The 22,821-nt window shown below is 66.7% G+C and carries 14 protein-coding genes; 11 read left to right on the top strand and 3 right to left on the bottom strand.

Features of this window, described 5'->3' with window-relative positions; translation table 11 throughout:
* Positions 1–26 precede the first annotated feature (26 nt).
* On the top strand, positions 27–665 hold the full coding sequence (locus tag FHS44_RS30895; protein ID WP_184721120.1) for an Lrp/AsnC family transcriptional regulator: 639 nt from the start codon (positions 27–29) through the stop codon (positions 663–665).
* An 85-nt stretch (positions 666–750) separates the two neighbouring features.
* Here FHS44_RS30895 and FHS44_RS30900 read toward each other — a convergent pair whose 3' ends face one another.
* Positions 751–1,098 (bottom strand): avidin-fold protein, encoded by a 348-nt coding sequence (locus FHS44_RS30900; RefSeq protein WP_312863877.1) that lies wholly within the window; start codon positions 1,096–1,098, stop codon positions 751–753.
* Between the two features lie 238 nt (positions 1,099–1,336).
* On the opposite strand from FHS44_RS30900, the gene FHS44_RS30905 reads away from it, so the two are divergent.
* From FHS44_RS30905 to FHS44_RS30915, 3 genes are read left to right on the top strand one after another with little or no spacing between them, the layout of a single operon-like run.
* Positions 1,337–1,984, top strand: coding sequence for an RNA polymerase sigma factor (locus FHS44_RS30905; protein WP_184721121.1), 648 nt, complete (start codon positions 1,337–1,339; stop codon positions 1,982–1,984).
* Positions 1,981–2,289: a hypothetical protein gene (locus FHS44_RS42520; protein WP_184721679.1), complete on the top strand. Its 309-nt coding sequence runs from the start codon at positions 1,981–1,983 to the stop codon at positions 2,287–2,289. The genes FHS44_RS30905 and FHS44_RS42520 overlap by 4 nt, the downstream gene beginning before the upstream one ends.
* Positions 2,280–2,852: a hypothetical protein gene (locus FHS44_RS30915; RefSeq protein WP_312863878.1), complete on the top strand. Its 573-nt coding sequence runs from the start codon at positions 2,280–2,282 to the stop codon at positions 2,850–2,852. The genes FHS44_RS42520 and FHS44_RS30915 overlap by 10 nt, the downstream gene beginning before the upstream one ends.
* A gap of 49 nt (positions 2,853–2,901) precedes the next feature.
* Here FHS44_RS30915 and FHS44_RS30920 read toward each other — a convergent pair whose 3' ends face one another.
* A complete protein-coding gene (locus FHS44_RS30920; protein WP_312863879.1) occupies positions 2,902–3,693 on the bottom strand; it encodes an MgtC/SapB family protein in 792 nt (263 codons plus the stop codon).
* Positions 3,694–4,326: 633 nt separating this feature from the next.
* Between FHS44_RS30920 and FHS44_RS30925 the strand changes: the two genes are divergently transcribed.
* From FHS44_RS30925 to FHS44_RS30955, 7 genes are all read left to right on the top strand, one after another.
* Positions 4,327–10,311, top strand: a complete 5,985-nt coding sequence (locus tag FHS44_RS30925) for a hypothetical protein (RefSeq protein WP_184721125.1) — start codon at positions 4,327–4,329, stop codon at positions 10,309–10,311.
* Positions 10,308–12,353: an MBL fold metallo-hydrolase gene (locus FHS44_RS30930; protein WP_184721127.1), complete on the top strand. Its 2,046-nt coding sequence runs from the start codon at positions 10,308–10,310 to the stop codon at positions 12,351–12,353. The genes FHS44_RS30925 and FHS44_RS30930 overlap by 4 nt, the downstream gene beginning before the upstream one ends.
* 427 nt (positions 12,354–12,780) lie before the next feature.
* On the top strand, positions 12,781–14,640 hold the full coding sequence (locus FHS44_RS30935) for an HsdM family class I SAM-dependent methyltransferase (RefSeq protein WP_184721129.1): 1,860 nt from the start codon (positions 12,781–12,783) through the stop codon (positions 14,638–14,640).
* 120 nt (positions 14,641–14,760) lie between these two features.
* Positions 14,761–16,644, top strand: a complete 1,884-nt coding sequence (locus FHS44_RS30940) for a hypothetical protein (protein WP_184721131.1) — start codon at positions 14,761–14,763, stop codon at positions 16,642–16,644.
* 270 nt (positions 16,645–16,914) lie between these two features.
* Positions 16,915–18,933, top strand: a complete 2,019-nt coding sequence (locus FHS44_RS30945; protein ID WP_312863880.1) for a type I restriction-modification system subunit M — start codon at positions 16,915–16,917, stop codon at positions 18,931–18,933.
* 5 nt (positions 18,934–18,938) lie between these two features.
* On the top strand, positions 18,939–20,171 hold the full coding sequence (locus FHS44_RS30950) for a restriction endonuclease subunit S (protein WP_246436368.1): 1,233 nt from the start codon (positions 18,939–18,941) through the stop codon (positions 20,169–20,171).
* 41 nt (positions 20,172–20,212) lie between these two features.
* The gene (locus FHS44_RS30955) at positions 20,213–22,321 is read left to right on the top strand and encodes an AIPR family protein (RefSeq protein WP_184721137.1); all 2,109 of its coding nucleotides are present in this window, start codon (positions 20,213–20,215) and stop codon (positions 22,319–22,321) included.
* Positions 22,322–22,324: 3 nt separating this feature from the next.
* Here the strand turns inward: FHS44_RS30955 and FHS44_RS30960 are convergent, their stop codons facing one another.
* Positions 22,325–22,786: an ATP-binding protein gene (locus FHS44_RS30960; protein ID WP_184721139.1), complete on the bottom strand. Its 462-nt coding sequence runs from the start codon at positions 22,784–22,786 to the stop codon at positions 22,325–22,327.
* Positions 22,787–22,821: the final 35 nt, after the last annotated feature.

A 22,821-nucleotide genomic window follows, 5' to 3' on the forward strand; every position in this document is an offset into this window, starting at 1 on the left:
ACAAATCTGACCCGAGAGGTATGATCATGACCGAAACGTCAAGGAACTCGTCTCCAGATGGCGGTCAGGCTGGACGGATCGGTATCGGCCTTGACCTCGACGCGACGCACCTGAGGATCCTGGAGGTGCTGCGGGAGAACGGCAGGATCTCCGTGGCCGCCCTCGCCGAGCGTGTCGGCATCTCCAGGGCCAACGCCTACACCCGTTTCGAGGCGCTGCGCGCCGACGGCGCCATCAGGCGTTTCACCGCCGAGATCGACCATGTCCGCACCGGACTCGGCATCACCGCGCTGATCTTCGTCACCGTCAGGCAGCAGATGTGGCGCCAGTTCCGCGCCCAGCTCGCCCAGATGCCGGAGGTCGAGTACTGCGCGATCACCACGGGCCAGCACGACGCGATGATCCAGGTCCGGATGGCGGACGTGGCCGCCGTGCACACGATGGTGACCGAAAGGCTGGCCAACATCCCCGCGGTCAAGGCGACCGAAACCGTCTTCATCCTCGACGAGGTCCTCAGACGTCCCTACGTCCTGCCGAGCGACCGCGGCCCGGCGTGGACGGCTCGCCGCCCGGCCCCCGATCCGGCGGGCGGCGAGGTCCCCCTCGGCAAGATGCGCTTCGTGGGCGCGGCGGAGGGCCGCGCCCAGCTCCAACGCGACCTCTGACCCGGCCCTGGCCGTTTGGTCAGGCGGCGGGTTTTGTCGTGACGGTTCTTTTCCCGGGTGATTTTGTCCTGTGGCCGGGCTGTAGTCAGGCGACTTCGGCGCACACGCTGACGTGCACCGTTTCGTCCCCGGCGAACTGGAACTCCTCGACCAGGCGCAACTGTCCGTCGGCGAGCGGCTCGATCCGGCTGCCGCTCCTGCCGCTCGCCCGCTCGCCGTTCTTGAGCAGGTGCACGTAGGTCAGCTCGATCCGGTCGCCGTCCCTGATGCCGACGAAACGTCCGGTGACCACGGTGTCGCCCGTGTAGTCACCCCAGACGAGGCCGTCGGACTCCCGATAGGTGAACTCGGTAGGTCCGTCAGGATCCACGGCGCTCGCGGTCGAGCTGACCATGACGAACCTACGGCCGTCGAGAAGGTTGTTGTCGTTCACGCCTTCGTATCGTGCCGTTCTGCGAGCCGTACGCAACCCGGGCTGGACGTTTCGACGGCGGGGAGGGGCGACGCCGGTGATCCGTCCAGCCGGACGCCCGCTCTGCGGGAGACGCCGAGATCCCGACGACATGACCGGCACCGACCCGTGCCGGAGCGGGCGCTGTCGTGACCTCCGGCCGCGAGAACTCAATCTCTCACATCGGGTGAAAGGGGTGACAAGACCCGAAGGAACGGAGATGGATCCGGACGACGCGGAGGTGATCGAGCGTGCCCGGCGCGACCCCGACTCCTTCTCGGCGCTGTTCGACCGGCACGCGCCCGCTCTCCACCGTTACGTGACGCGGCGCCTGGGCGACTCGCTCGCCGACGACATCGTGGCGGACACGTTCCTGACCGCCTTCCGGCGGCTCGGACGCTACGACGTCGGTCACCGTGACGCCCGCCCCTGGCTGTACGGCATCGCGGCCAACCTCATCGGCAAGCACCGCCGCGCCGAGGTCAGGGCCTACCGCGCCCTGGCCAGAACCGGCTTGGACGAGGTGGCGGAAAGCTACGCCGACCGGGTCGACGCCCGGGTGACGGCCTTGGCCGCGCACCGCGAGCTGGCGGGGGCGCTCGCGGTGCTGTTGATGATCGCCTGGGCGGACTTCAGCTACGAGGAGGTGGCCCAGGCGCTCGGCATTCCCCTCGGCATTCCCATCGGCACGGTGCGCTCGCGTCTGCACCGCGCCAGGAAGAAGACCCGTGAGGCTCTGGGCGGAACCGATCCGTCCGCCGTCAAGGAGGAGTCCGGCCGTGGATGGCCTGAAGCTGCTGAGCGACCTGCGCGGCGACGCGCCCGAGCCCGGCGCCGACCGCCTGCACTCCCTGCGCGCGTTCCATGAGGCGCCGCCGGCCCTGGCTCCCGGCCTCGTTGCTGGCCGCCGCGGTGATCGTGGTCATGGGCGGCGACGGGCGGCCGGTCATGCCGCCGCCCGGCTCCGTGGAGACGACACCGGTGAGGCTGGAGGGCGTGCTGGAGCGGGCGGCACTGGTGGCGGGGAGACGCGGTCCGGACATCACGCCGAAACCCGACCAGTGGATGTACAGGAAGGTCGTCGACAGGCAACCGAACGACACCAGGAGTACTGGACGCGCTATGACGGCACCCGCCAGGCCTCTCGCCAGAACGAGGGCGCGATGGGGATGAACATCTTCACGCCGAATCCCAAGGACGACGACCTGACCCCGCAGGAGTACGCGGCCAAGCTGGCCGCACTGCCCACCGACCCGGACAGGTTGCTGGCCCAGGTCAAGGGTGACAGGCACTGGGCGGCGAAGCCGGAGGGCGACCCGGGGGACAGGGAGCACCCGGACGCGCGGGCGTTCCGCGTGCTGTCGGTCTATCTCGATCAGGAGGTCCCTGTGCCGCCCAAGCTCGCGGCGGCGATCTTCCGCGCTCTCGCCAGGATTCCCGCGGTGCGGACCTACACCGGCGTGCGTGACGCGCTGGGCAGGCCGGGCATCGGTATCGTCTACGACCCCGGGGCTCCCGGCGCCCCCGGCGTGGGCGTGGGGTACGACGAGAAGGGCGAGGTCGTCTCGCGGAGCTACATCGTCCTCGACCCTACGACCTATCGCTACCTCGGCAGGCGGGTGGAATACCTGCGAGACGAGATCATCAACGGTGAGGTGGCCTTCCGGAAGGGAAGCTTCTACGCGAGCGCCGAGGTCGCGTCGGGAGTCGTCGACAAACCCGGACAGCTCCCTTAGGGTCCGCGCCTTTCGGCGGGGCCGTACCAAGGGCGAGGGAGCGTCGCGTTCAGTCGGCGCTCGGGGCGCCCTCGCGGGAGCTGACGCCGACGATCTCCCGCATCTCGCCGAGGGCGGCGGTCAGCTCGGGGATCGACCCCTTGCCCTCCAGCACGAGCGTCACCGCCACGGTCCTTCGCGGCTGCCGGAGCTCGCGGTCCCGCCCACGATCACGGCCGCGGTCGCGCCCCGGCTCCTCCTCGGGTTCTTCGGGTTCTTCGGGGAGGCCGGGCATCCCGCGTTCGACCGAGACCTCGGTGACCGCGAAGTCGCGCTGGGTGCACTCGACCAGCACCCGGCGCAGTGCCCCGGTCCCGTCGAGGTAGACGACCCGTAACTGGGTCGGCGTGTGCCGCGAGAGGGGCAGCCTGCGCCCCAGCGCGTTGAGGCCGTACACGGTAAGGAAGTGGCAGGCGGTCACGGCCACGGCGAGGATGGGAAGCCCGCCCCCGCAGGCCATCCCGACCGCCGCGGTGACCCACACGACCGCGGCGGTGGTCAGTCCTCGTACGGCGTCGCGCCGTACGAAGATCAGGCCACCCCCGATGAACCCGATGCCCGAGACGATCTGCGCGGCGACGCGGGAGGGGTCGAGGGAGACGTGCTCCCCAGGCACGTCGCTGAAGCCGTACTTGCTGACGAGCATGAACAGCGCCGCACCCAGACCGACGAGCGTGTGGGTGCGCAGCCCGGCGCTCTTGTTGCGCGCCTCGCGCTCCAACCCGATGGCGGACGAGAGCACCAGCGCCAAGACCAACTCGGCGATCTGCGGCACTCCCTGCCCCGGGGACAACGTGATCACCTGAGGGGTTCTACCCACTGTCTCATATCCGATTCGGTTGGATATAGCGGCGAAACCACTACCAACAGATGGACGTTGTGCGACGCTAGGGGGCAGCAACTGACCGTGTTTTGTTGCGCACCGACGGTCGGGCGCCGTCGTGGCCGCGGCGCGATTTCGAGATTCCAGACGAGGGGCGCGGGGCGTCTTCACGCTCGTGAGCGAAGCTGTGAGCCGCTCTCGCGCGGTCGGCGAACGAGCGGGTCGACTGGAGCCTGATGACGACGTTTTCTCGCTCGAAGCGTATGACCGTGAACCGCAACGACGGGGCCGTTGCCTCCCTTTGAGACGACTTGGTGTGAGTCGCATGCGTTGAGTTTGTGAGTCAAGTTCACAGCATAATGTCTGCATATTGCAGTTCAAGTAGAACTGATGTAATTTCCAGCACACAGAAGCCATCTCCACGGGAGATATGCGCGTCTCTGGTCGCACGAGGCGGCTTCCAGATAGGCAAACCCATCCGTCCTAGGGCTTCGGCGTGCTCCGCCGGAGATGGAGGTGGCCTGGATCGTGAAGCGGATCCGTTGCCAATGCGGCGACTCCGAACACCCGGCCCCGCTGGGGCCGCTCTCTCGTTTCGACTGTTTTCGGCATGTGGACCGGGTGCTGGTGGGCGCCGCGGTAAGGGTGACCGCCGAGGACTTCCTCGCCGCCATCGGGCATTACCCCCCAGAGGGACGGCAGGCGATCTTCCGTTTGGTGGGGCTGCCCAGCCTGAAGGCGATAACCCCTTCGGCTGCCGCCAACCTCGTCCGCATGCTGTGCGGTCCGGACGGCACGAGGTCAAGGCTCATCGACGCCCTGAGCAGGTTGGTCACGTGGGCCTTCGGAAACCGCGACGACCTGTCCGCCGAAGACTGCGTCCTCCTGCTGAACGCGGAGACCGCGGAGAAGGTGCTGGTGGAGGCCGGCTACATCGGGACGGCGCTGCAGAGGACGGCGCCGCTGCCCGCGAACCTGGTCGACCTCATCCTCGCGGACGTCGTCCGCAGGGATCTGCCGCTCTCCGCCGTCGCCCTGGGCATGCTGGTCCCGTCGGCTCACAGGCTGGGAGTCGAGGCCGAGACGGTCGTCCGGGAACTGTGGCGACAACTCCGGGACGAGACGCCCGGCCTGCCGGAGCCCCCCGCCGGAGCCGATGTCCTCTGCGGGATCGCCCTTACACCTCCACGGGAACCCCTGCCGGGCGCGGGCACCATCGAAGAGGAAGGCGGGCAGATGCCCGAGAAGCACCTGATCGACCCTTCCACCCCTGACCTCCGGCACTCCCTGCGGCGGCTCGAAGAGCACTTCGCGGCGGCCGCCGAGGCAGCCGGGCGCGTGCATGGGGACCTGTCCGGTGGGGTGAGGCCTTCCGACGTGGACATTGACGTGATCGTGCGGGCCCTGGACGGATTCGACGAGGTGAGGGAGCAGCTCCGGGGCGCGGGCGCGACGGAGATCACGGTGACCACACTGGACGGGTTGGGGAAGGCCCTCGACCACGCCGAGGCCGCGCGGTCCCGGGCCGAACGCGTGGGCGCGCTGGCGGGTCTGCGGGGACCGGACCTTCTCGACGAACTGCTCGCCGAGGTCCGTGAGGCTGCGATGAAGGGGCCTTCGGCCGGGCTTGAGGCTCTGGCCGAGCTGATCGAGCTGTCCGCCGATCCCGACGCGGTGTTGCTCGCCGACGACCTTGAGGATTCTGCCAGGAGGGAGCTGCCACCGCGGTGGCAGCCGGTGATCCGGGCGGCCCTCGGCGGACGTCTGAGACTGGAACCACAGGTGGACGACGACCTTCCCACGAGGGCTCCGGCCATGGAGGCACAGGAGGAGGAGCCGGGATCGGATGACGAAGGAGGGGTGGAGCCTCCCACCGTCCCCGACGACGAGCCCCCCTCGGGGAACGCCACGGCCGAACCGGACAGTGCGGAGGAGCCGGATCTGGCAGGTTTGGATCGCATGCTGGAGAGCAGGTTCAGGCCCCGGTCCGAGACGGGTGTGGCTCAGCCGGGTAAGGCGCGGCCGGCGCCGAAGCCCTCGGTGGCTGTGGAGCCGGAACCGCCCCGGCCCGCACAGGCCGCCGATCCCGGGCCGCCGTTCGCCGAGAGCTCCGAGGAGACACCCGGGAGGTACGGCCAGGAGGAGGCCGTGGCGCTTCGCGCGCGGCGGTTCGGCCTCGCGGCCTGGATTCGCGCCGCCGAGGGACGTCCGGAATCCGAGATCGCCGCGCGGCGGTGCGCCGCCCTGGCCGCCGACATGAGCGCGTTCGCCGGGCGGCTCTCCGCGGCGTTCGGCGAGACGGCCCAGCGGATCGTGGCCGACGACCTGGCCGACGACGCCGCAGGTCGCCTCCTCGCCTGGGCGGCATCGATCCGCGCGGGGCTCGTCCATCCCACTCACGCCTCCGAGCGCCTGGTGGAGGATCTGGCCTCGACGGTCCTGGGGTATCCGGCCATGACCGCGTGCGGGGAGGCCTTTCAGCAGGCGCTGCGCTCCGGCGTCTATCTCGTCCCCGGTCTCTCCGGCCAGATGCGCGACTCGGCGCAGGCTGAGCGCGACCACGAACGCACGGTTGCCGCGTGCGCGCGCCTGCTTGAGGAGGGGCCACACCGGAACATCAAGTTCGCCGCGGCCACCGTGGTGTGGAAGTCGCTCATCCAGCCGGACGGAGCCGTGGGCAAGCTGGTCGGAGTCGCGGCCCGCGACGATGTCCGCCTCCTGGAGGAGACCGTCCAGAAGCTGGACGGGCTGCGTACGGCCGGCAGGATCGACCGCCTGATCGACGACGAGGCGAAACGCCAGTCAGGCTCCCGCAAGGCCAAGATCATCGCAGGGGCGCGGGCCAAGCTGGTCGAGATGGTCGAGGAGGCCCTGGACCTCGTCGCGGACTGGGCCACCGCCGTCCGGGGAGTGCAGATCCGCCGAGGCAACGGGTCGAACGAATGGCTGTCACAGGGGCTGGCGAAGCTCCGGGAGGCGGTCGGCCCCCACCGGGCGAGCCTCGCCGAGGAGTTCGGTGCCCTGGCGAAGACGGGAGACCTCGTGCTGGCGGCCGCCGCGGCGGGAGCGGCGCACCTGATCACCGACACCTTTCACCTGCTCGACGGCGAGGCGCTGAGCGAGACAGAACCGACGGTGGCCGCGGTGCTCAACCAGGACCTTCTACTCGCTCCCGAGGTGAGGCTTGACCCGGAGACCCTGCGTCCCCGGGAGACTCCGGCACCGGAGGCGCTGGCCCGGCTCGCGACGGCGGACGCCCCCGACTGGAAGGAGGCCTTCGAGGCCCGGGCCGCCCTCGGGGACCACGAGGGGACGCGCGCGGTGGTGACGGCGATCGAGCGCCAGGACCCGGAGCTCGCGGCGGAGCTGTGGGCACGCAGGAAGAAACTCGTCGAGGAGGCACGAGAGAGCAGGGACGAGCGGATCGAGGCGCTCAGGGACCTGCTGGCCGACCGGCGCAGGAAGGGGGTGCTCACCGAGGCCGACACGAGGAGGATGACCGGCAGATTGCAGGCTCTGGCGGAGCCCGGCAGGGAGGACTTCGGCGTCATCGCGGAGAGTGCCGAGAAGACGGAGACCGAGATGGAGGCGGTCTACGCCGCACGGATCGCCGAAGAGGAGGCCCGATTGGCGAAGAAGAGCGCCGAGCACCCCGACGTACGAGCCGCGGCGCCTCGCATCAGAGAGCACATCGCCAGGGGTGAGCTGACGACCGCCCGTGAGTATCTGGCCCAGGCCGAGGCGGGTAGGCCGCTGCCCGCGGATCAGGAGTCCTTCAATCATTTCAGTCGTTTCTTCCCGAGTTTCCCTCAGGCCTTCGAGAACATGTCCATCCTCTCCTCGGGAGGGCGAGCCAGGAAGCGGGAGAGCGACGAGTGGGTCAGGAACCTGTTGGAGGCCGTCCGGGCCGGTCGGGACGTCGCCGATCCGGACCTGCACAGTGCCATCTCCGAGGCGGGGCTCGACCTCCAGGCGCTGCCCGCCGGACGGCGTGAGGAGCTGAGAAACGGGCTGCGCCTGTGGAGGTCGCTGGCTGAGGGGCCCAAGGCCGCCAACAACCTGAGAAGCGCGATCGAGGCCGTGCTGCGGATGATCGGGCTGGAAGGCCGGCAGGAGCCGGGAGAGGTGGCGCAGAACCGGTTGTGGGTGACTCTGAAAGAGGTTCGGACCGGTGACGCGCTGCTGCCGGAGTTCGGTTCGAGGATGAGCCCGTCGGGAGACAGCCTGCGGCTGCTGTTCGTCTGGCGCAGACCGGGGCCGCAGCAGCTGATCGAGTGGCTCAAGGACGAGCCCCAGGACCGGACCGTCCTGGTGTTCTACTTCGGGGTGCTGTCGCCGGGCCAACGCGAGCAGCTGGCCACCGCCGCCCGCAGGCGCCCCCGGCCGGTCGCCGCGGTGATCGACGACGCCGCGATCAGCTACCTCGCCGCGCTGCCCGAGGCGAGCTGGACGGCCGTGGTCAGCCTGCTCGCGCCGTTCGGCGCGGCCAACCCCTACGCCCCCACCGGGGACGTGCCGATGGAGATGTTCTACGGCCGCGACGCCCAGCTGGAGAGTGTGACCAGCGGCTCGGGCTCGTCGATCGTGTACGGCGGGCGCCAGCTCGGCAAGTCGGCGCTGCTGCGGGAGGCCGAACGGAGCCTCCGCAGAAGCGACCCCGACCGTGTCGTGATCCTGGAGACCGTCCAGGAGATCGGGAAGATCGTCCCGGAGAGCGCGCTGTGGCCACGCCTGGCGGGCAGGCTCGCCGACGCCGGAGTGCTTCCCCAGTCGGGGGCGGTGATGAAGGACCGCGGGGACATCTGCCGGGCGGTCAGGCAGTGGATCGAGCACGACCCCACCCGGCAGGTGCTGATCCTGCTCGACGAGGCCGACGCCTTCCTCAACCAGGACGCGGCCAACGCGAAGTTCACCAACGTCGAGGCCCTGCGCGACCTCATGCAGAGCACCGACCGGCGGGTCAAGGTGGTCTTCGCCGGACTCCACCAGACCGCCAGGTTCCAGAGCCTGTCTAACCAGCCGCTGCCGCACCTGGGCACGCCGATCCCCATCGGCCCGCTGGACCCGCAGGACGCCTTCGACCTGCTCACACGGCCCCTTATGGCGCTGGGTTTCCGCTTCCCGGACACCCTGGCGGCACGTGTCATCGCCGAGGCGAACAACGCGCCCGCGCACATCCAGCTCTTTGCCGATGTTCTGCTGAGGCGGCTGCGCCGGATGCCGGTCCACGGTGGCGGCCTGCCGTACGAGATCACGTCTGAGGACGTGACCACGGTCTGGCGGGACAAGGAGCTCACGGTCGGGTTCAAGGACCGGTTCGAGTGGACGCTGGACCTGGACAAACGCTACAAGGTGATCGCCTACTCGGTCGCCTTCCACGCGCTGTCGAACGGCATGGACGTGACGATCGGGGTGCAGAAGCTGCAGGAGGACTGCCACACCTGGTGGTCCGAGGGTTTCGAGGGGTGCACGGGTGACGGCTTCCGCGGCCTGCTTGAGGAGTGCGTCAACCTCGGAGTGCTCTCCTCTGACGCCGGAGGGTACCGTCTGCGCACGCCTCACATCCTCACCCTGCTGGGCGGGGCGGAGGAGGTCTACGCCGTGCTCGACAAGGCCGAGGAGTTCGAGCGGCCGGACTCCTTCGACGCGCACTCCTACCGGGCCCCCTACCGCAACGGCCCCGACCGCTCCCCGCTCACCGGTGCCCAGGTGACCCGGCTGCTGAGCCACCGGGACAGTCTTCATCTCATCACCGGCTCCCCGGCTCTCCACCTCGAACGTGTCGGCGCGGCGCTGGAGGAGGAGGCCGGACGACAGCACGTCGCCCAGGTGTGGCGGGCGGGCAGGGAGTACACCTTCGAGGGCGCGGTTCAGCGGGCCAGGGACAGCGGCGGACACGGCGTCGTGGTCGTGGATCTGTCCGGGCGCTCGCGGGAGCAGGCGTCCGGGTTCCTCAGGACGGCGGTGACCGCCCTGTCGCAGGAGGGAGGCGGTGGGACGCTGGCGCTGGCGTTGCTGGCACCCCCCGAGCTGATTCCCCTCTGGCTCGCCACGGGTATGGACACGGACGACCTGTCACACCTTGTCTGGATCATGGAGCTGCGGCGTTACGGAGAGGCGGACGTACGCCAGTGGATGAACGACGTCGATCTCGGCTATCGCGGACCGGCCAGCCAGGAGGCGCTGTTGGGATGCACCGGGGGATGGCCGATTCTGATCAGCAAGGTTATCGAGGGCGGACCCGCCGACCGCGACGACGCGCTTGAGCGCTGCCGTGAGTGGACCCGGGCCAACGCCGAGGAGTTCGTCAGGTCGACAGGCGTGCTCAGGGACGCCACGCTCGGCTGGGCCTGGCGGCAGGTGATCGACGTGGGACCCGCACGCCCGGACGAGCTGGCCGAGTACCTGGAGGGGATGGCCGACAGCGAGGCGGGTACGGCGCGTCGCGACCGCCTTCACGCAGACGGATACCCCTCCTGGGCCGCTACGGTCGAGGCGCTCCGGCTGCTCGGCGCGCTGGAGACGAGGGCCGACGGCGTCTTCACGTGCGAGCAGATCCTGGCCGAGGCGACCGGGGCACTGGAGACCCGCCCATGACGGCTGATCCGCTGATTCCGCTGCTGCGCGCGGCTGCGGAGGCCGTTCTCAGCCGCCCCACGATGGCCGGGCACACGGGCGGAGCCGAGAGGTTCGCCGCCGACCACAGGGCCGCGCTGCTCGACATGCTGGCCCAGTCGGACGACCTGCGGAGACTCTGCCGGGAACGACTGCGGATTCCGCGTTCGCGGCAGGCCGAGCGGGATTTCGCCGGGCTTCTCCTGCACGCCGACCCGGAGGTCCGGGCCGCGGCGGTCAGGTTCGCGCAGACGGCGGACGGCAGACAGGCCGACGCGACCGCCGACCGCGGGATCCGCCGCCTGCGTGACAGGAACAAGCAGCTGCAGGAGAGGCTGCGGACGGCCACAGGCAGGCTGGACAACGCCCTGGCCGACATGGAGGCGAACCGGCAGACGGCACGCGAGGCGGGGGAGCGGGCCGAACGGCTCGACGCCGAGCTCTCCGCGACGCGGCGGCGCCTGCGCGACCCCGCGTCCACGGCGTCGGCGCTGCTGGCGTTGTTGCAGGAGGAACCACGGGAGCCCGAGGGCGATTCACGGAGCCGTGATCCGCACCTACGGCGGGAACCGCCTCCGGCCCCGCTTCCCTCTCCGCTGGAGACGGCGGCTCGGCTTGCGGAAATCAGTCCCGAGTCGTTCGCCCGCGCGCTTCGGGCGTTGATCGAACCTCCGGTGCCATCGGCCACGGTTGTCGTCTCTCAGGAACGAGACCTCAGGGTCGTGCCGCTCGGGGGAGGCACGGGGATCGGTGGCTCCTGCCTGCTGGTCGAGGCCGGAGGCACCCGCGTGCTCATTGACGCCGGTCTCGTTCCGGGGGACCCGTCCAGGCCGCCCGCGGACATCGGACAAGCGCTGGACGGCCCCCTGCACGCCGTCGTGGTGACGCACGCCCACAACGACCACTGTGGATACGTCCCGGCGCTGACCGACCGGCTGCCGGACCTGCGGATCATCGCCACGCCGGAGACCACCCAGCTGATGCCCGCCATGTGGCTCGACTCCGTGAAGATCATGGATCAACGGCGGCGGCTGGCCGACACCTGGAGTGTGGACACCGAGCCGCTCTATCCGCGCGAGGCGGTCGCCGAGGCGTCGCGACGCTGTGAGGAGCTGGCCTTCGGCGTGCCGCGGCGGATCGGGGACCTGACGGTCGAACTGTTCCCCGCGGGCCACATCCTGGGAGCCGCGGGAGTCGTGGTGCGAGCTGGGGAGTCCCGCGTCGTCATCACGGGGGATATTTCAGGATTTCGGCAGGAGAGCGTTGACGGCTACGCCGTCCCCGAGTCAGCCCACTACGCCGACCTGTTGGTGATGGAGTCCACCTGTTGCGCGGAGAACCACCGCGAGCGAGAGGGCATGGTCGGTGAGCTCGTCAGGGCCGTTGAGGGAATCTACGCCCAGGGAGGCCGGGTGCTCATCCCGGCGTTCGCGCTTGGCAGAGCACAGGAACTGGCCCTCGTCATGCGAAGCCATCTTCCGCACGTGCCGGTTCTGGTCGACGGCATGGCCGCCGACATCAGCAGGTCGTTCGAGGCCGTGACCGCGGACGGCCCCCACCCGCTTTCGGTCTTCGGCGGCAACGTCGGCCGCGCCAGACCCGGCGACATGGACAGGTTCACTCGCGGAGTGGTGATCAGCACCTCGGGAATGCTCTCCGGAGGGCCCGCCGTACGGTGGGCGGCGAAGATCCTTCCCGACCCCAAGAGCGCTCTGTTCCTGTCCGGCTATCAAGACGAGGAGTCGCCGGGCAGGAGGCTCCTGATCTCGGCCCAGAGCGCCTCTCCCCATCTGATCGTCGACGACATGGGTGAGGAACGGAAGATCCCGATCAGGGCGCGGGTGGACATGATGAGGCTGTCCGCGCACGCGGACAGGCGAGGACTGCTGGAGATCGCCGACGAGGTGTCGGCGCACGAGGTGATGCTGGTTCACGGGGAGGCCAGGCGTCAGGCGGAGTTCCGCGAGGTCCTGCGGCTTCGGAGGCACACCACGACGGGAACGGGAAGCTGGAGGGTGAGCTGACATCTTTGAACGGGTTTCACGACACGGTCCAGTGATGCGATGGCTGGTGGGCGCCGGAGATCGAGGGGCAAGGCCGCAACACCTGGTCCACACGCGGGGGCGAAGGCTTGACCAGGTGAAGGAACCCATACGTGATCTGCCGGCTGTTCGCTTCGAAGCCGACGACCGTTCGATCCCTCCTACCAGGCGGTGAGTAAGCTCCTCACGGCCCCTTCCGTCGCCTGCTCCTCCGACAAGGAGAACGATTACGACGCGTTACCGGCCCCAACCCTCGGAGAAGGTATATTCCCAGGTCGTCGGCCTGTGTGCGTGAATGTGATTCACGTGCACGGCGTTGGTGGTCGACGCACAGTAAAATCGTGGGATATCTTGACGTCCACATATTTCCGCCCGAGGGGGTGGAGTCCATTCGGGGAGTGCGGGGCCGATGATGGCAGGAGACGAGGCGACCGTCACCGCGGCCGACATCGCGCGGATGGCGGGGGTCGGGCGTGCGGCGGTGAGCAACTGGCGCAAGCGGCACGAGAACTTCCCCGAGCCCGTCGGAGGTACGGCGACCAGCCCGGCGTTCTCCCTCCAGGCCGTCGAGGCGTGGTTGCTCGAACAGGGCAAGGTGGAGGAGCTGCCGCTGCGGGAACGGGTCTGGCAGCAGATCCGTGCGGTCTCCGACGATCTCCGACTCGGTGAGAGCGTCGCCGAGGCCACTGAACTACTGCGTCGCGGCGGAAAGCCGTACACCCTCTCCGCCTCCGTGTGGGGGGCCGTCCGGCAGTACGCACAGCAGGAGGGAGAGGCTGAGGCTGTCCGCTTCCTGCTGGACCGCTACGCCGACGTCCACTCCCGCAGGCTGGCCGAGACCCCCGTCGAGGTCGCCGACCTCATGGCGCGGCTGGCCGGACCGGACATTCGATCGGTTCTCGACCCGGCCTGTGGGCTCGGAGTCCTTCTCGCCGCGGCGCACGACGTTGAACACGCCTACGGTCAGGAACAAGAAGACTCCCTCGCCAGGCTGGCGCAGTCACGCCTGACGTTGAGTGGGGTGGACGGTACCGTCAAAACGGGTGACTCCCTGCGTGAGGACGCCTGGCCCGGTCTGACCGTCGACGCGGTCGTGTGTCATCCGCCCTTCAACGAGCGCAACTGGGGATACGACGACCTCACGGCCGATCCTCGCTGGGAGTACGGCCTGCCGCCCAAGACGGAGCCCGAGCTCGCCTGGGTCCAACACGCGCTCGCCCACCTGAGACCGGGTGGAATCGCGGTGCTGCTCATGCCCGCGGCGGTGGCCAACCGCAGGTCAGGCCGTCGAATCCGCAGCAACCTTCTGCGCGGTGGGGTTCTTCAGGCCGTCATCGGCCTCCCTCCGAAGACGGCCTCGGGCACCGGGCTTCCCGTGCACGTCTGGGTGCTCCGCAAGCCGTCGGGCGACGGCCGTACCCCGTCCCGGGTGCTGATGGCCGAGGTCGATCCCGGTGACGCCGATGCGATCGTCGAACGCTGGCGCGGGTTCCGGACGGACCCGGAACTTGACGTCGACCGGCCCGGCGAGAGCCGTACGGTTCCGATCATCGATCTGGTCGACGAGGACGTCGACGTCACCCCGGCCCGCCACCTGGGGACGCGGGCGGTTCCCGCCGACGCCTATCCTCTTCTTCGCGAACGCCTGGCCGGGTGTCTCGGGCGCCTGTCCGCCCTGCTGCCCGAAGCCATGGCGGGAGCGGGCCGGGAGTTGCCGACGGTCGGCCTGGCGGAGCTGGAACGGGTCGGTGCGCTGGTCATCCGTCAGGCTGGACGGTTCGAGACCGACGGTGTGGGCGTCCCCGTGCTGACCGACCGGCACGTGCTCGCTGAAGAACCGGTGGAGACACGCACTCTGCCCGAGGGAAGGACAGCCGTCGAACCCGGAGACGTGGTCGTCGCCGCCAGGGGAGACAGCCTGGCGACCCTGGTCGTCGAAACTCCGGGCCTGCTGCTCGGGCCCCGGCTCGTCCTGCTCAGGCCGGATCCGGACCGGCTCGACCCGTTCTTCCTTGCTGGGTTCGTCAGGGCGTTGTCCTCCGCCGTGACGGTCGGCACCCAGTCGGGTGCGACCCGCTTCGACCCACGCAAGGCCCAGGTGCCGCGCCTGGCGCTGGAGGAGCAGAAGCGGTATGGAGAGGTGTTCCGCCAGGTCTTCGCCTTCGAGATCGCCTTAAGGGAACTGAACGCGTCTGGCCGTTCGACGGTGACCGTGCTGCTTCACGGCCTCACCCATGGAACGTTAACCCCGCCCGGAGCGATCTCCTAGGGAAGAGCTGTCGTTCCCCTGTTCGGCTGGCTGCCACGGCGTTAGGATTCGGCGACCTACCGCAAAATCCTGGGTTTGTGGTGTTACCGCCATCCCCGAACGTGACTCCCAAGAGGTCTTATGGCGTTGGACAACCGGAAGGTTCAAACGGCGGTTCTTGACGACCCCGGATCGGAGATCCCGCTTTCCCTGCCCGAGGATTACCGGTACGCCAAGCCGTATCTCGACCAATACGAGGGACGCACCTTCTGGTGCGGTAACAAGTGGCTCGACGGGTGCGGTTGGCAGCTCATGAGCAAGGTCTACAAGGACAGGGTGTGCCACTTCGCGCACTACCCGGACTTGAACGGCACGGCTCCCAAGTGTGAACGCAGATACGTCGGAGTGGACGGCGCTGACCACCTCTACATTCACCGGGGACTGAACGGCGCGTTCAGAGGCGCTCGGCCACAGCGCTTCCAGGGGAGCATGGCCGACGGGCAATGCACGGACCTGACCGTGAGCGCACCGAAGGGCAGATCCTTGATTCGGGTTCAGCTCACGAACCTCCCTCCGGAAGAATGGACCGAGGCTGACCGAACACTTCGCCGGGGCGCCCGTGATGTCGAGTGGATGTTCGGGCCGAGAGCGACCCGCACTGCCAGAAACCTTGTCGATCGTGACGGATACGCCCTCCGGGTCAGATGTGACACGGAAGACGGCGCGCGGATCGTCAAGGTGGGAACCGAGACGCGAGACGGTGACCTCCTCTGGAACGATCTAAGCGAATGTGAGATCTCCGAGCGAGGGATCGTCACCCCCATTCTCCGGGACGTACGGCTCAAGCCCCACAGGCGGACCACCGGGCCGGTGGGCCTGCCCCAGGCGCCGACCGAGGCCGCTAACTGGGTAACCCAGGCGCGCACCGTCAACATGCGCATGGTCCTGCGCGATGAGGAATGGGTTCATGCCAGTCTGATTCCGCTGACAGGCCAAGTACGCAAGGCGCGATCTGCTCGGGACGTTGAGGAGGTGGCACGCCTGCTCGGTGAGGTGTATCACCTCCTCGCCGTGGATGACAGACAGGCGCTGCTGAGACTGCCGAGGTTCCGCCGCAGGTGGCAGGAGATCGACGAGTGGAAACGGTGGGTTCTGGACCAGCGGCGGGCGAAGATCTCCTCTGGACCCGCCTGTAGAGCGGGCGTCGATCGGAAGAAAGCCGCACCTGCGCGGCCCAAAGCCAAGAAGCAGCGAACCCTTCCGCCTCAGCAAGCTGATCGAGTCAGGCAAGAAGAGATCCGCGCCCAGCTTCACGACCTGCTGGAACAGGTAAAAAGTGCGAGGAGAAAGGGAGAGGTTGCTCTTATGGTCGACCTTCTCTCCACAGCTAGAAAGGTGGTGGCCACCGCTCCGGCTTCGGACCTCAAGAGCGAGCGCACGCAGATCGAGAGTTACAAGAAATGGCTGGAAACGTTTTCTGGATGGAAGGCTGCCGCTGACCAGGCTGCCGCGATTGACCCTCCTACTCGTAAGGTCGGCTCTCGGAAAATCGCGGGGGCCGATACCAAGCGTTGGCAGACATCCGAGCCGAAACCAGCGAAGAATGGATTTGCGGAGCGCCAGAGGAGAATTTTCGCGTCCGCGAGAACGGTTGATCTGGTGAACGGTGTGCGACGTCTCCTGACCGGTGTCGCGCAGGAGCAGGCGACCATCGACTGGAAGCAGGTCATGGGCCGGGTGGCCACCGGGCCGGTGTTTCAGGAGCCCGTCGACTGGCCTGCTGTCCTTGTAGCCGTGGACACACCGGCCGTCGAGGTTATCCCGATGTTGTCGGCGCTCATCACGCTGCCCGGCGGAGGCATGGATCCGGTGTTCCGTCAGGTGTTGAAGGGACTTGGCTTCCAGGTTCCGTCGACGGACGAAGAGCTTCGGATGGTGTGGAAGAGGGAGGTGGAACGTGTGCACGCCCGCTACGCCAAGCCGTCCCGGTCGATGCCTCCGCGTCTGGTGCCACGACAGGTCTGATGTCCGAGGGACAGGCCCAGACCAGAGATTGAAGCCTGTGAACTGAAGACACAAAATAAACGGTGGTTGCTTTTGTCGTCACGCGAGGTGCGGTAGTCTTGGGTGTGCGGGCTTCCTGGGGTGTTCGGCGGAGACTTTCGTGTCCCGGTGGACGGACGCTGGTGTGACGATGTCTCCTGTGGCCTGGGAAGTTTCCCCGTCTGTCGCGTCGACCGGTCGTGGTTGGCGAAGATGGGGAGCGCGAATCATTGGAAACACGGAGGGACGACGGTGAGCGGTAACCACCAGAAGTATGCGGACTTCATCTGGTCGGTGGCCGACCTGCTGCGCGGTGACTACCGGCAGTCGGAGTACGGCAAGGTCATCCTGCCCTTCACCGTGCTGCGCCGGATCGACTGCGTGTTGGAGCCGACCAAGAAGGCCGTGCTCGCCGAGGCGGAGAAGCTCAAGGTTGGGTCGCTGCCGCCCAGGTTGGTCGAGATCAAGCTGAGGAACGCCTCGGGGGCGAGCTTCTACAACACCAGCCCCCTGGACCTGGGGAAGGTGAGTGCCGACTCCGGCAACGTGCTCAAGAACCTTCAGGCCTACATCGGGGGCTTCTCCCCGGGCGCGGTCGAGGTGCTGGACAAATATCGCTTCGACGAGCAGATCACCCGCCTGGACGAGGCCGGGCTGCTCTATCTGGTGCTGTCGAAGTTCGCCGCCATCGACCTGCACCCAAGCGTGGTGGACAACCACCAGATGGGCTACGTCTTCGAGGAGCTGATCCGGAAGTTCTCCGAGATCTCCAACGAGACCGCCGGTGAGCATTTCACCCCGCGCGAGGTCATCCAGCTGATGGTCAACCTGCTGATGTCCCCCGACGACCAGGACGTGATGACGCCCGGCATCGTCCGCACCGTCTACGACCCGGCCTGTGGCACCGGCGGCATCCTCAGCGCGGCCGAGGAGTACATCAAGGGCTACAACGCCAAGGCCACGGTCAAGGTCTTCGGCCAGGAGCTCAACCCGGAGTCGTGGGCGATCTGCCGCTCCGACATGATGCTCAAGGGCCAGGACCCTTCGAAGATCGCCTTCGGTAACTCCTTTACCCAGGACGGTCACCCTGACGGCAGGTTCGACTACCTGATGGCCAACCCGCCGTTCGGCGTGGAGTGGAAGAAGGTCCAGACGCAGATCGAGGACGAGCGCGACAACCTGGGCTGGGCGGGCCGGTTCGGCGCGGGCACTCCTCGCATCAACGACGGCTCGTTCCTCTTCCTCCAGCACATGATCTCCAAGATGAAGCCGGTCGAGCAGGGCGGCTCCCGCATCGCGATCGTCTTCAACGGCTCCCCGTTGTTCACCGGCGCGGCCGGGTCGGGAGAGTCGGAGATCCGCCGCTGGATCCTGGAGAACGACTGGCTTGAGGCGATCGTCGCGCTGCCCGACCAGCTCTTCTACAACACAGGCATCTCCACCTACTTCTGGATCCTGTCCAACCGCAAGGCCGCCGCCCTGAAGGACAGGGTGATCCTGCTCGACGCTCGTGTCTCCTGGGCCAAGATGCGCAAGTCCCTCGGCGACAAGCGCAAGCTCATCCCCGAGGACCAGATCACCGAGCTGACCGCGATCTACAAGAACGCGCTCGCCATCGCGGCCGACCCCGAGCACGAGCACCACGCCAAGGTGAAGGTCTTCCCCCGCCACGCCTTCGGCTACCAGCGCATCACCGTGGAACGCCCGCTCCGCCAGCGCTTCGAGGTTACGGACCTAACCACTGAAGCAGTGGGGGAGACCAAGGCGGTGGCCAAGTTCGCCCAGCGTGACGCGCTGCTCGCCGCTCTTGGCTCCCTGGTCGGTACGGCCTGCGGCACGAAGTTGGAGTTCGCCGGCAAGCTGGATGCGGCGTTGGCCGAGCACGGGCTGAGCAAGCTGCCTGCCCCGGTGGAGAAGGCCGTCTGGACGGAGGTCGCGGTCAGCGACCCCGAAGGGCAGCTCCAGACCGACCGGAAGAACAACCCGCTGGCGGACACGGACCTCCGGGACAACGAGAACGTACCGTTGACGTCGATGAACTCCACCCCTGCGGAGCGGGAGGCGGAGATCGAGGAGTACATGAGGGGCGAGGTGCTGCCGCATGTACCGGACGCCTGGGTGGACCACTCCAAGACCAAACTCGGCTTCGAGATCCCGTTCACGCGGCACTTCTACGTGTACAGTCCCCCCCGGCCGCTGGAAGAGATCGACGCGGAGCTCAAGGGACTTGAGGCCGAGATTCAGAAGCTTCTCGGTGAGGTGACCAAGTGAGCTTGATGCGTCTTCGTTACGTGGCTCAGATCAACCCTTCCTGCCCTGCCTTCGACGGTCTTCACGACGAAGCTGAGTTGACGTTTCTCCCCATGGAGAACGTATGGCCTGGTGATCGCCTCGACCTCGGTCAACGGCGAACCAAGAGCAGTGTGGCGACCGGGTACACGCGTTTTCAGAACGGAGACGTTCTAGTTCCCAAGATCACCCCTACGTTCGAGGCTTCGCGATCCGTTTGGGTCGCCGATGGACTTGTTAACGGAACGGGGGCTGGCACGACTGAGTTGCATGTCCTACGTCCAGGAGCAGAGATTGATCCAAGGTTTCTGCTATGTATAACTCACTCACACCCGTTTCTGAAGTTAGGCGAGGCCGAAATGTATGGCGTTGCCGGCCAGAAGCGGGTTCCTGATGAGTTCATCCGAAACTTTGCGGTTGAGGTTCCTCCTCTAGAGGACCAGCGACGAATCGCCGACTTCCTCGATGCGGAGGTTGCGCAAATTGCGAGGATCGAGCTGGTTCAGCGTGCCGCTCTCAGTAAAATCGATGAACGTGACCGGGCATTCCTGGATTTTGAGCTTGATCGGCTATTTGCGCGATTTGGGGCCATTCCCTTTCGTCGGGTAATCCGTAGGATTGAACAGGGATCCAGTCCGCAGTGTGACAGCACTCCTGCAGAGGATGGGGAGTGGGGTGTGCTCAAGATAAGTAGCGTGAAGCGTGGAACTTTCTTTCCGAAGGAAAACAAGCGACTTCCGGAAAGTGTGATCCCTGTGCGGCGCTACGCAGTGAGAGACGGTGACTTACTCATAACCCGGGCGAATACGCCCGAGCTGGTTGGAGATGTTGCCGTGGTCGATCAAAGCCCCAGGATGCTTCTCCTGCCAGACCTTATCTATCGCGTGGAGCTTTGGGGTGGACTGCTGCCTGAATTCTCCTCTATCGTTCTCCGGGGCAGCCGTGTGCGTGGGCTGATTCAGGCAACAGCGCGCGGTACATCTCAATCAATGGTGAAGCTACGGGGCGAAGACATTCGAGAGTGGCCAATCCCAAACGTCGATCTTGCTGAGCAGCGTAAAGTGATCAAGAGAGTGGCAGTCCAGCAAGCGGTGACCAGCTCGCTTCGTTTCCGGATTGGCCGTCAGCTTGAGCTTCTTGCTGAACGAAAGCAAGCGCTGATCACGGCGGCGGTTACCGGGCGGATTGATGTCACCACGATGAGGGGAATTCGGGAGTGAGTCGTCCACCTGGTCAGCAGATGCCGAGGCAGGTGGCCCATGTGGCTGCCGCGATCAAGAGAGACTTCGCGGACCTGGTCTCCATGAAGGATTTCCTCAAGAAAGACGAGGGAGAGAGGGAGTCGGCTTTTCTCTCTCGGGGGCTCGCGGCGCTCTTCGCGCGGGACGTCACCGGCTGCGACAATGCGGCGGCGGCCGCCTGCGTCGTCGACGGCCGGGCCGACTACGGTATCGACGCCGTCGCCATCATGGACGGGGCCCCGCAGATCTGGTTGATCCAGTCGAAGTGGAGCAACAAGGGTACGGCGGGCTTCGGCGTTGGAGAGGCACTGAAGCTGGTCAACGGGCTCAGGCGGATCGACCAGCGGCAGTACGACCGGCTGAACGATCGTTTCTCCGCCCTCGCTGACCGTGTGAACGCCGTACTGGACGACGCGCGCGCACGCATCACACTCCTCGTCGTGACGATGGGACCGGGAGAGCTTTCCGCCGAGGCGGTCGAATGCTTCGAGGACGCCAAAAGTGAGTTCAACTCGCTCGGCGCCATGTTGGATTACGAGGTTCGCAACGCGGCGGACGCGTGGCAGATCGTTCGCAACGAACTGACCGATCAGGTCACGCTCCAGGCCAAGATGGCCAACTGGCTTCGAGTTCAGGCTCCCTTCGAGGCTTACCAGGGAAACGTTTCCGCCGATGAGGTCGCGCAGTGGTTCGGTGACCATCATGGAAGGCTGTTCGAGCAGAACATTCGCAAGTCACTGGGGCTCACCAAGGTCAACAACGAGATCGTCAGAACCCTTACGGAGAATCCCGACGCCTTCTGGTACTTCAACAACGGGATCACGGTTCTCTGCGACACGATCGAGGCCACGCCGTTCAGCAGGAGCGACCCTCGCGGGCCGGTGACCCTCAAACTGGCCAACGCCAGCGTCGTCAACGGAGCACAGACCGTGGCCGCCGCCTATGAGGCGTCGAGAAAGAACCCTGACGCCTTGCTCGATGCTCAGGTGAGCGTCAAGGTGATCTCTATCCAGGACTGCCCTGACGGATTCGCTACGAACATCACGACCGCCACCAACACGCAGAACAGCGTGGAGCGTCGCGACTTTGTCACCTTGAAGCCGGCCCAAGGGGAGATCCGGGACGACTTCCTGTTCCACCTGCAGAAGACCTATGTTTTCAGGCGTGGTGAGTTGGACCCGCCCCCGGAGGCGGGATGCTCAATTGTGGAAGCCGCTTTCGCCCTCGCCTGCGCGCACAACGACTCCCGTCTGGCGGTCCGGATCAAGGTTGAGCCAGACGAGTTGTGGCAGGAGGGAACGCAGGGCATCTACACCCGCATCTTCCAGAAGCCCCCGCCTGTGCAGCAGATCTGGAGAGCGGTCCTCCTGCACCGGGTCATCAGGGAGGTGCTTCACAAAGCTGTCGCGGAGCGTCAGGGGCGTGCGGCCGGAGTCGCCGAGCACGGCGGCCTCCTCCTGGCGCACCTCGTCTTCCAGCATGTCGGCAAGAACCACTTCGACGACTCGGACGAGGAATGGGCGGAGTTCGTTGCGGATGCTCCCGGCATCGCGGTTGACCTGCTGAACCGGATGACTCACTACGTGGACGCGGAGTTCTCCAACACCTCCTTCATCAGAAGTACGTTCATGAACGAGGTCCGTTGTCGGGTCCTGGTCAAACGGGTGCTTGACGACATGGCGTCCAATGCGCCGCTGCCGGTGGCTTCGAGGGAATATCTCCGACCGATCCCCAAAAAACCACGTAAGCCGAACGCGGTTTCTCTCCTTGTGGACGCCGCTCGCATCCCCGAAGGTGCCTCTCTCACATTCAAGACCGGCAGCGCCGTCGAGGCGGCCACTATGCAGGATTGGTTCGCGGAGAACCCCAGCCGTAAGCAGGCGACATGGGTCAACGAGAGGTCCAAGCCAATTCTTTGGGCTGCTGACGGCGAACGTTATTCGCCTTCCGGACTCGTCACGCACATGTGGCGACTCGCGCAATGGGAGAACGCACCGGTTGCCGTTCAGGGCACACTCAGATGGGTGGTTCCAGGACAGGGCACCCTTGTGGAGCTGGCCGACGCCGTATGGAGGGAGCGAGAGGCCGACGATCAAGGAGAGCTGGAGTTGGAGAGCGAACCTCAATGACGTTCAGGGCCATGCGACGAGTTCGAACCAGACGGATTTGCCGTTGGGGTGGGGGAGCCAGCCCCAGTTGTGGGCGAGTTCCCTGACGACGGTGAGGCCCCTGCCGGAGGTCGCCGTGGGGGCCGCGTTCCTGATCTGGGGGATCGTGTTTGAGGAGTCGCAGGTCTCGACCACCATCAGCTTTCCCTCCCGCATGACCGTGATGTGAACGGGAGGTGCGGCGGCGGGGTTCACGGCGCCGTGCACGATGGTGTTGGTGACGATTTCCGAGGTGAGGAGTTCGGCGGTTTCCGGAACGGTTTCCGCCGTGTTCCATTCGATGGCGATGTCGCGGACGAAGCGGCGGGCGGATGCCACGTTTCTGGCCTCGTGGGGAATGCACTTCTCGCCCAGTATGCAGAGGGCGGGGTCCACTATGTGGAGGCATCCGGTTCGTGCTGTGTACGCGTTGAGAATCTCTTCCATGGGGTTTCTCTTCCGGTCTCGGTTCTGTATGTTCA

It is taken from the genome of Streptosporangium saharense (assembly GCF_014203715.1).
Classification (GTDB): domain Bacteria; phylum Actinomycetota; class Actinomycetes; order Streptosporangiales; family Streptosporangiaceae; genus Streptosporangium; species Streptosporangium saharense.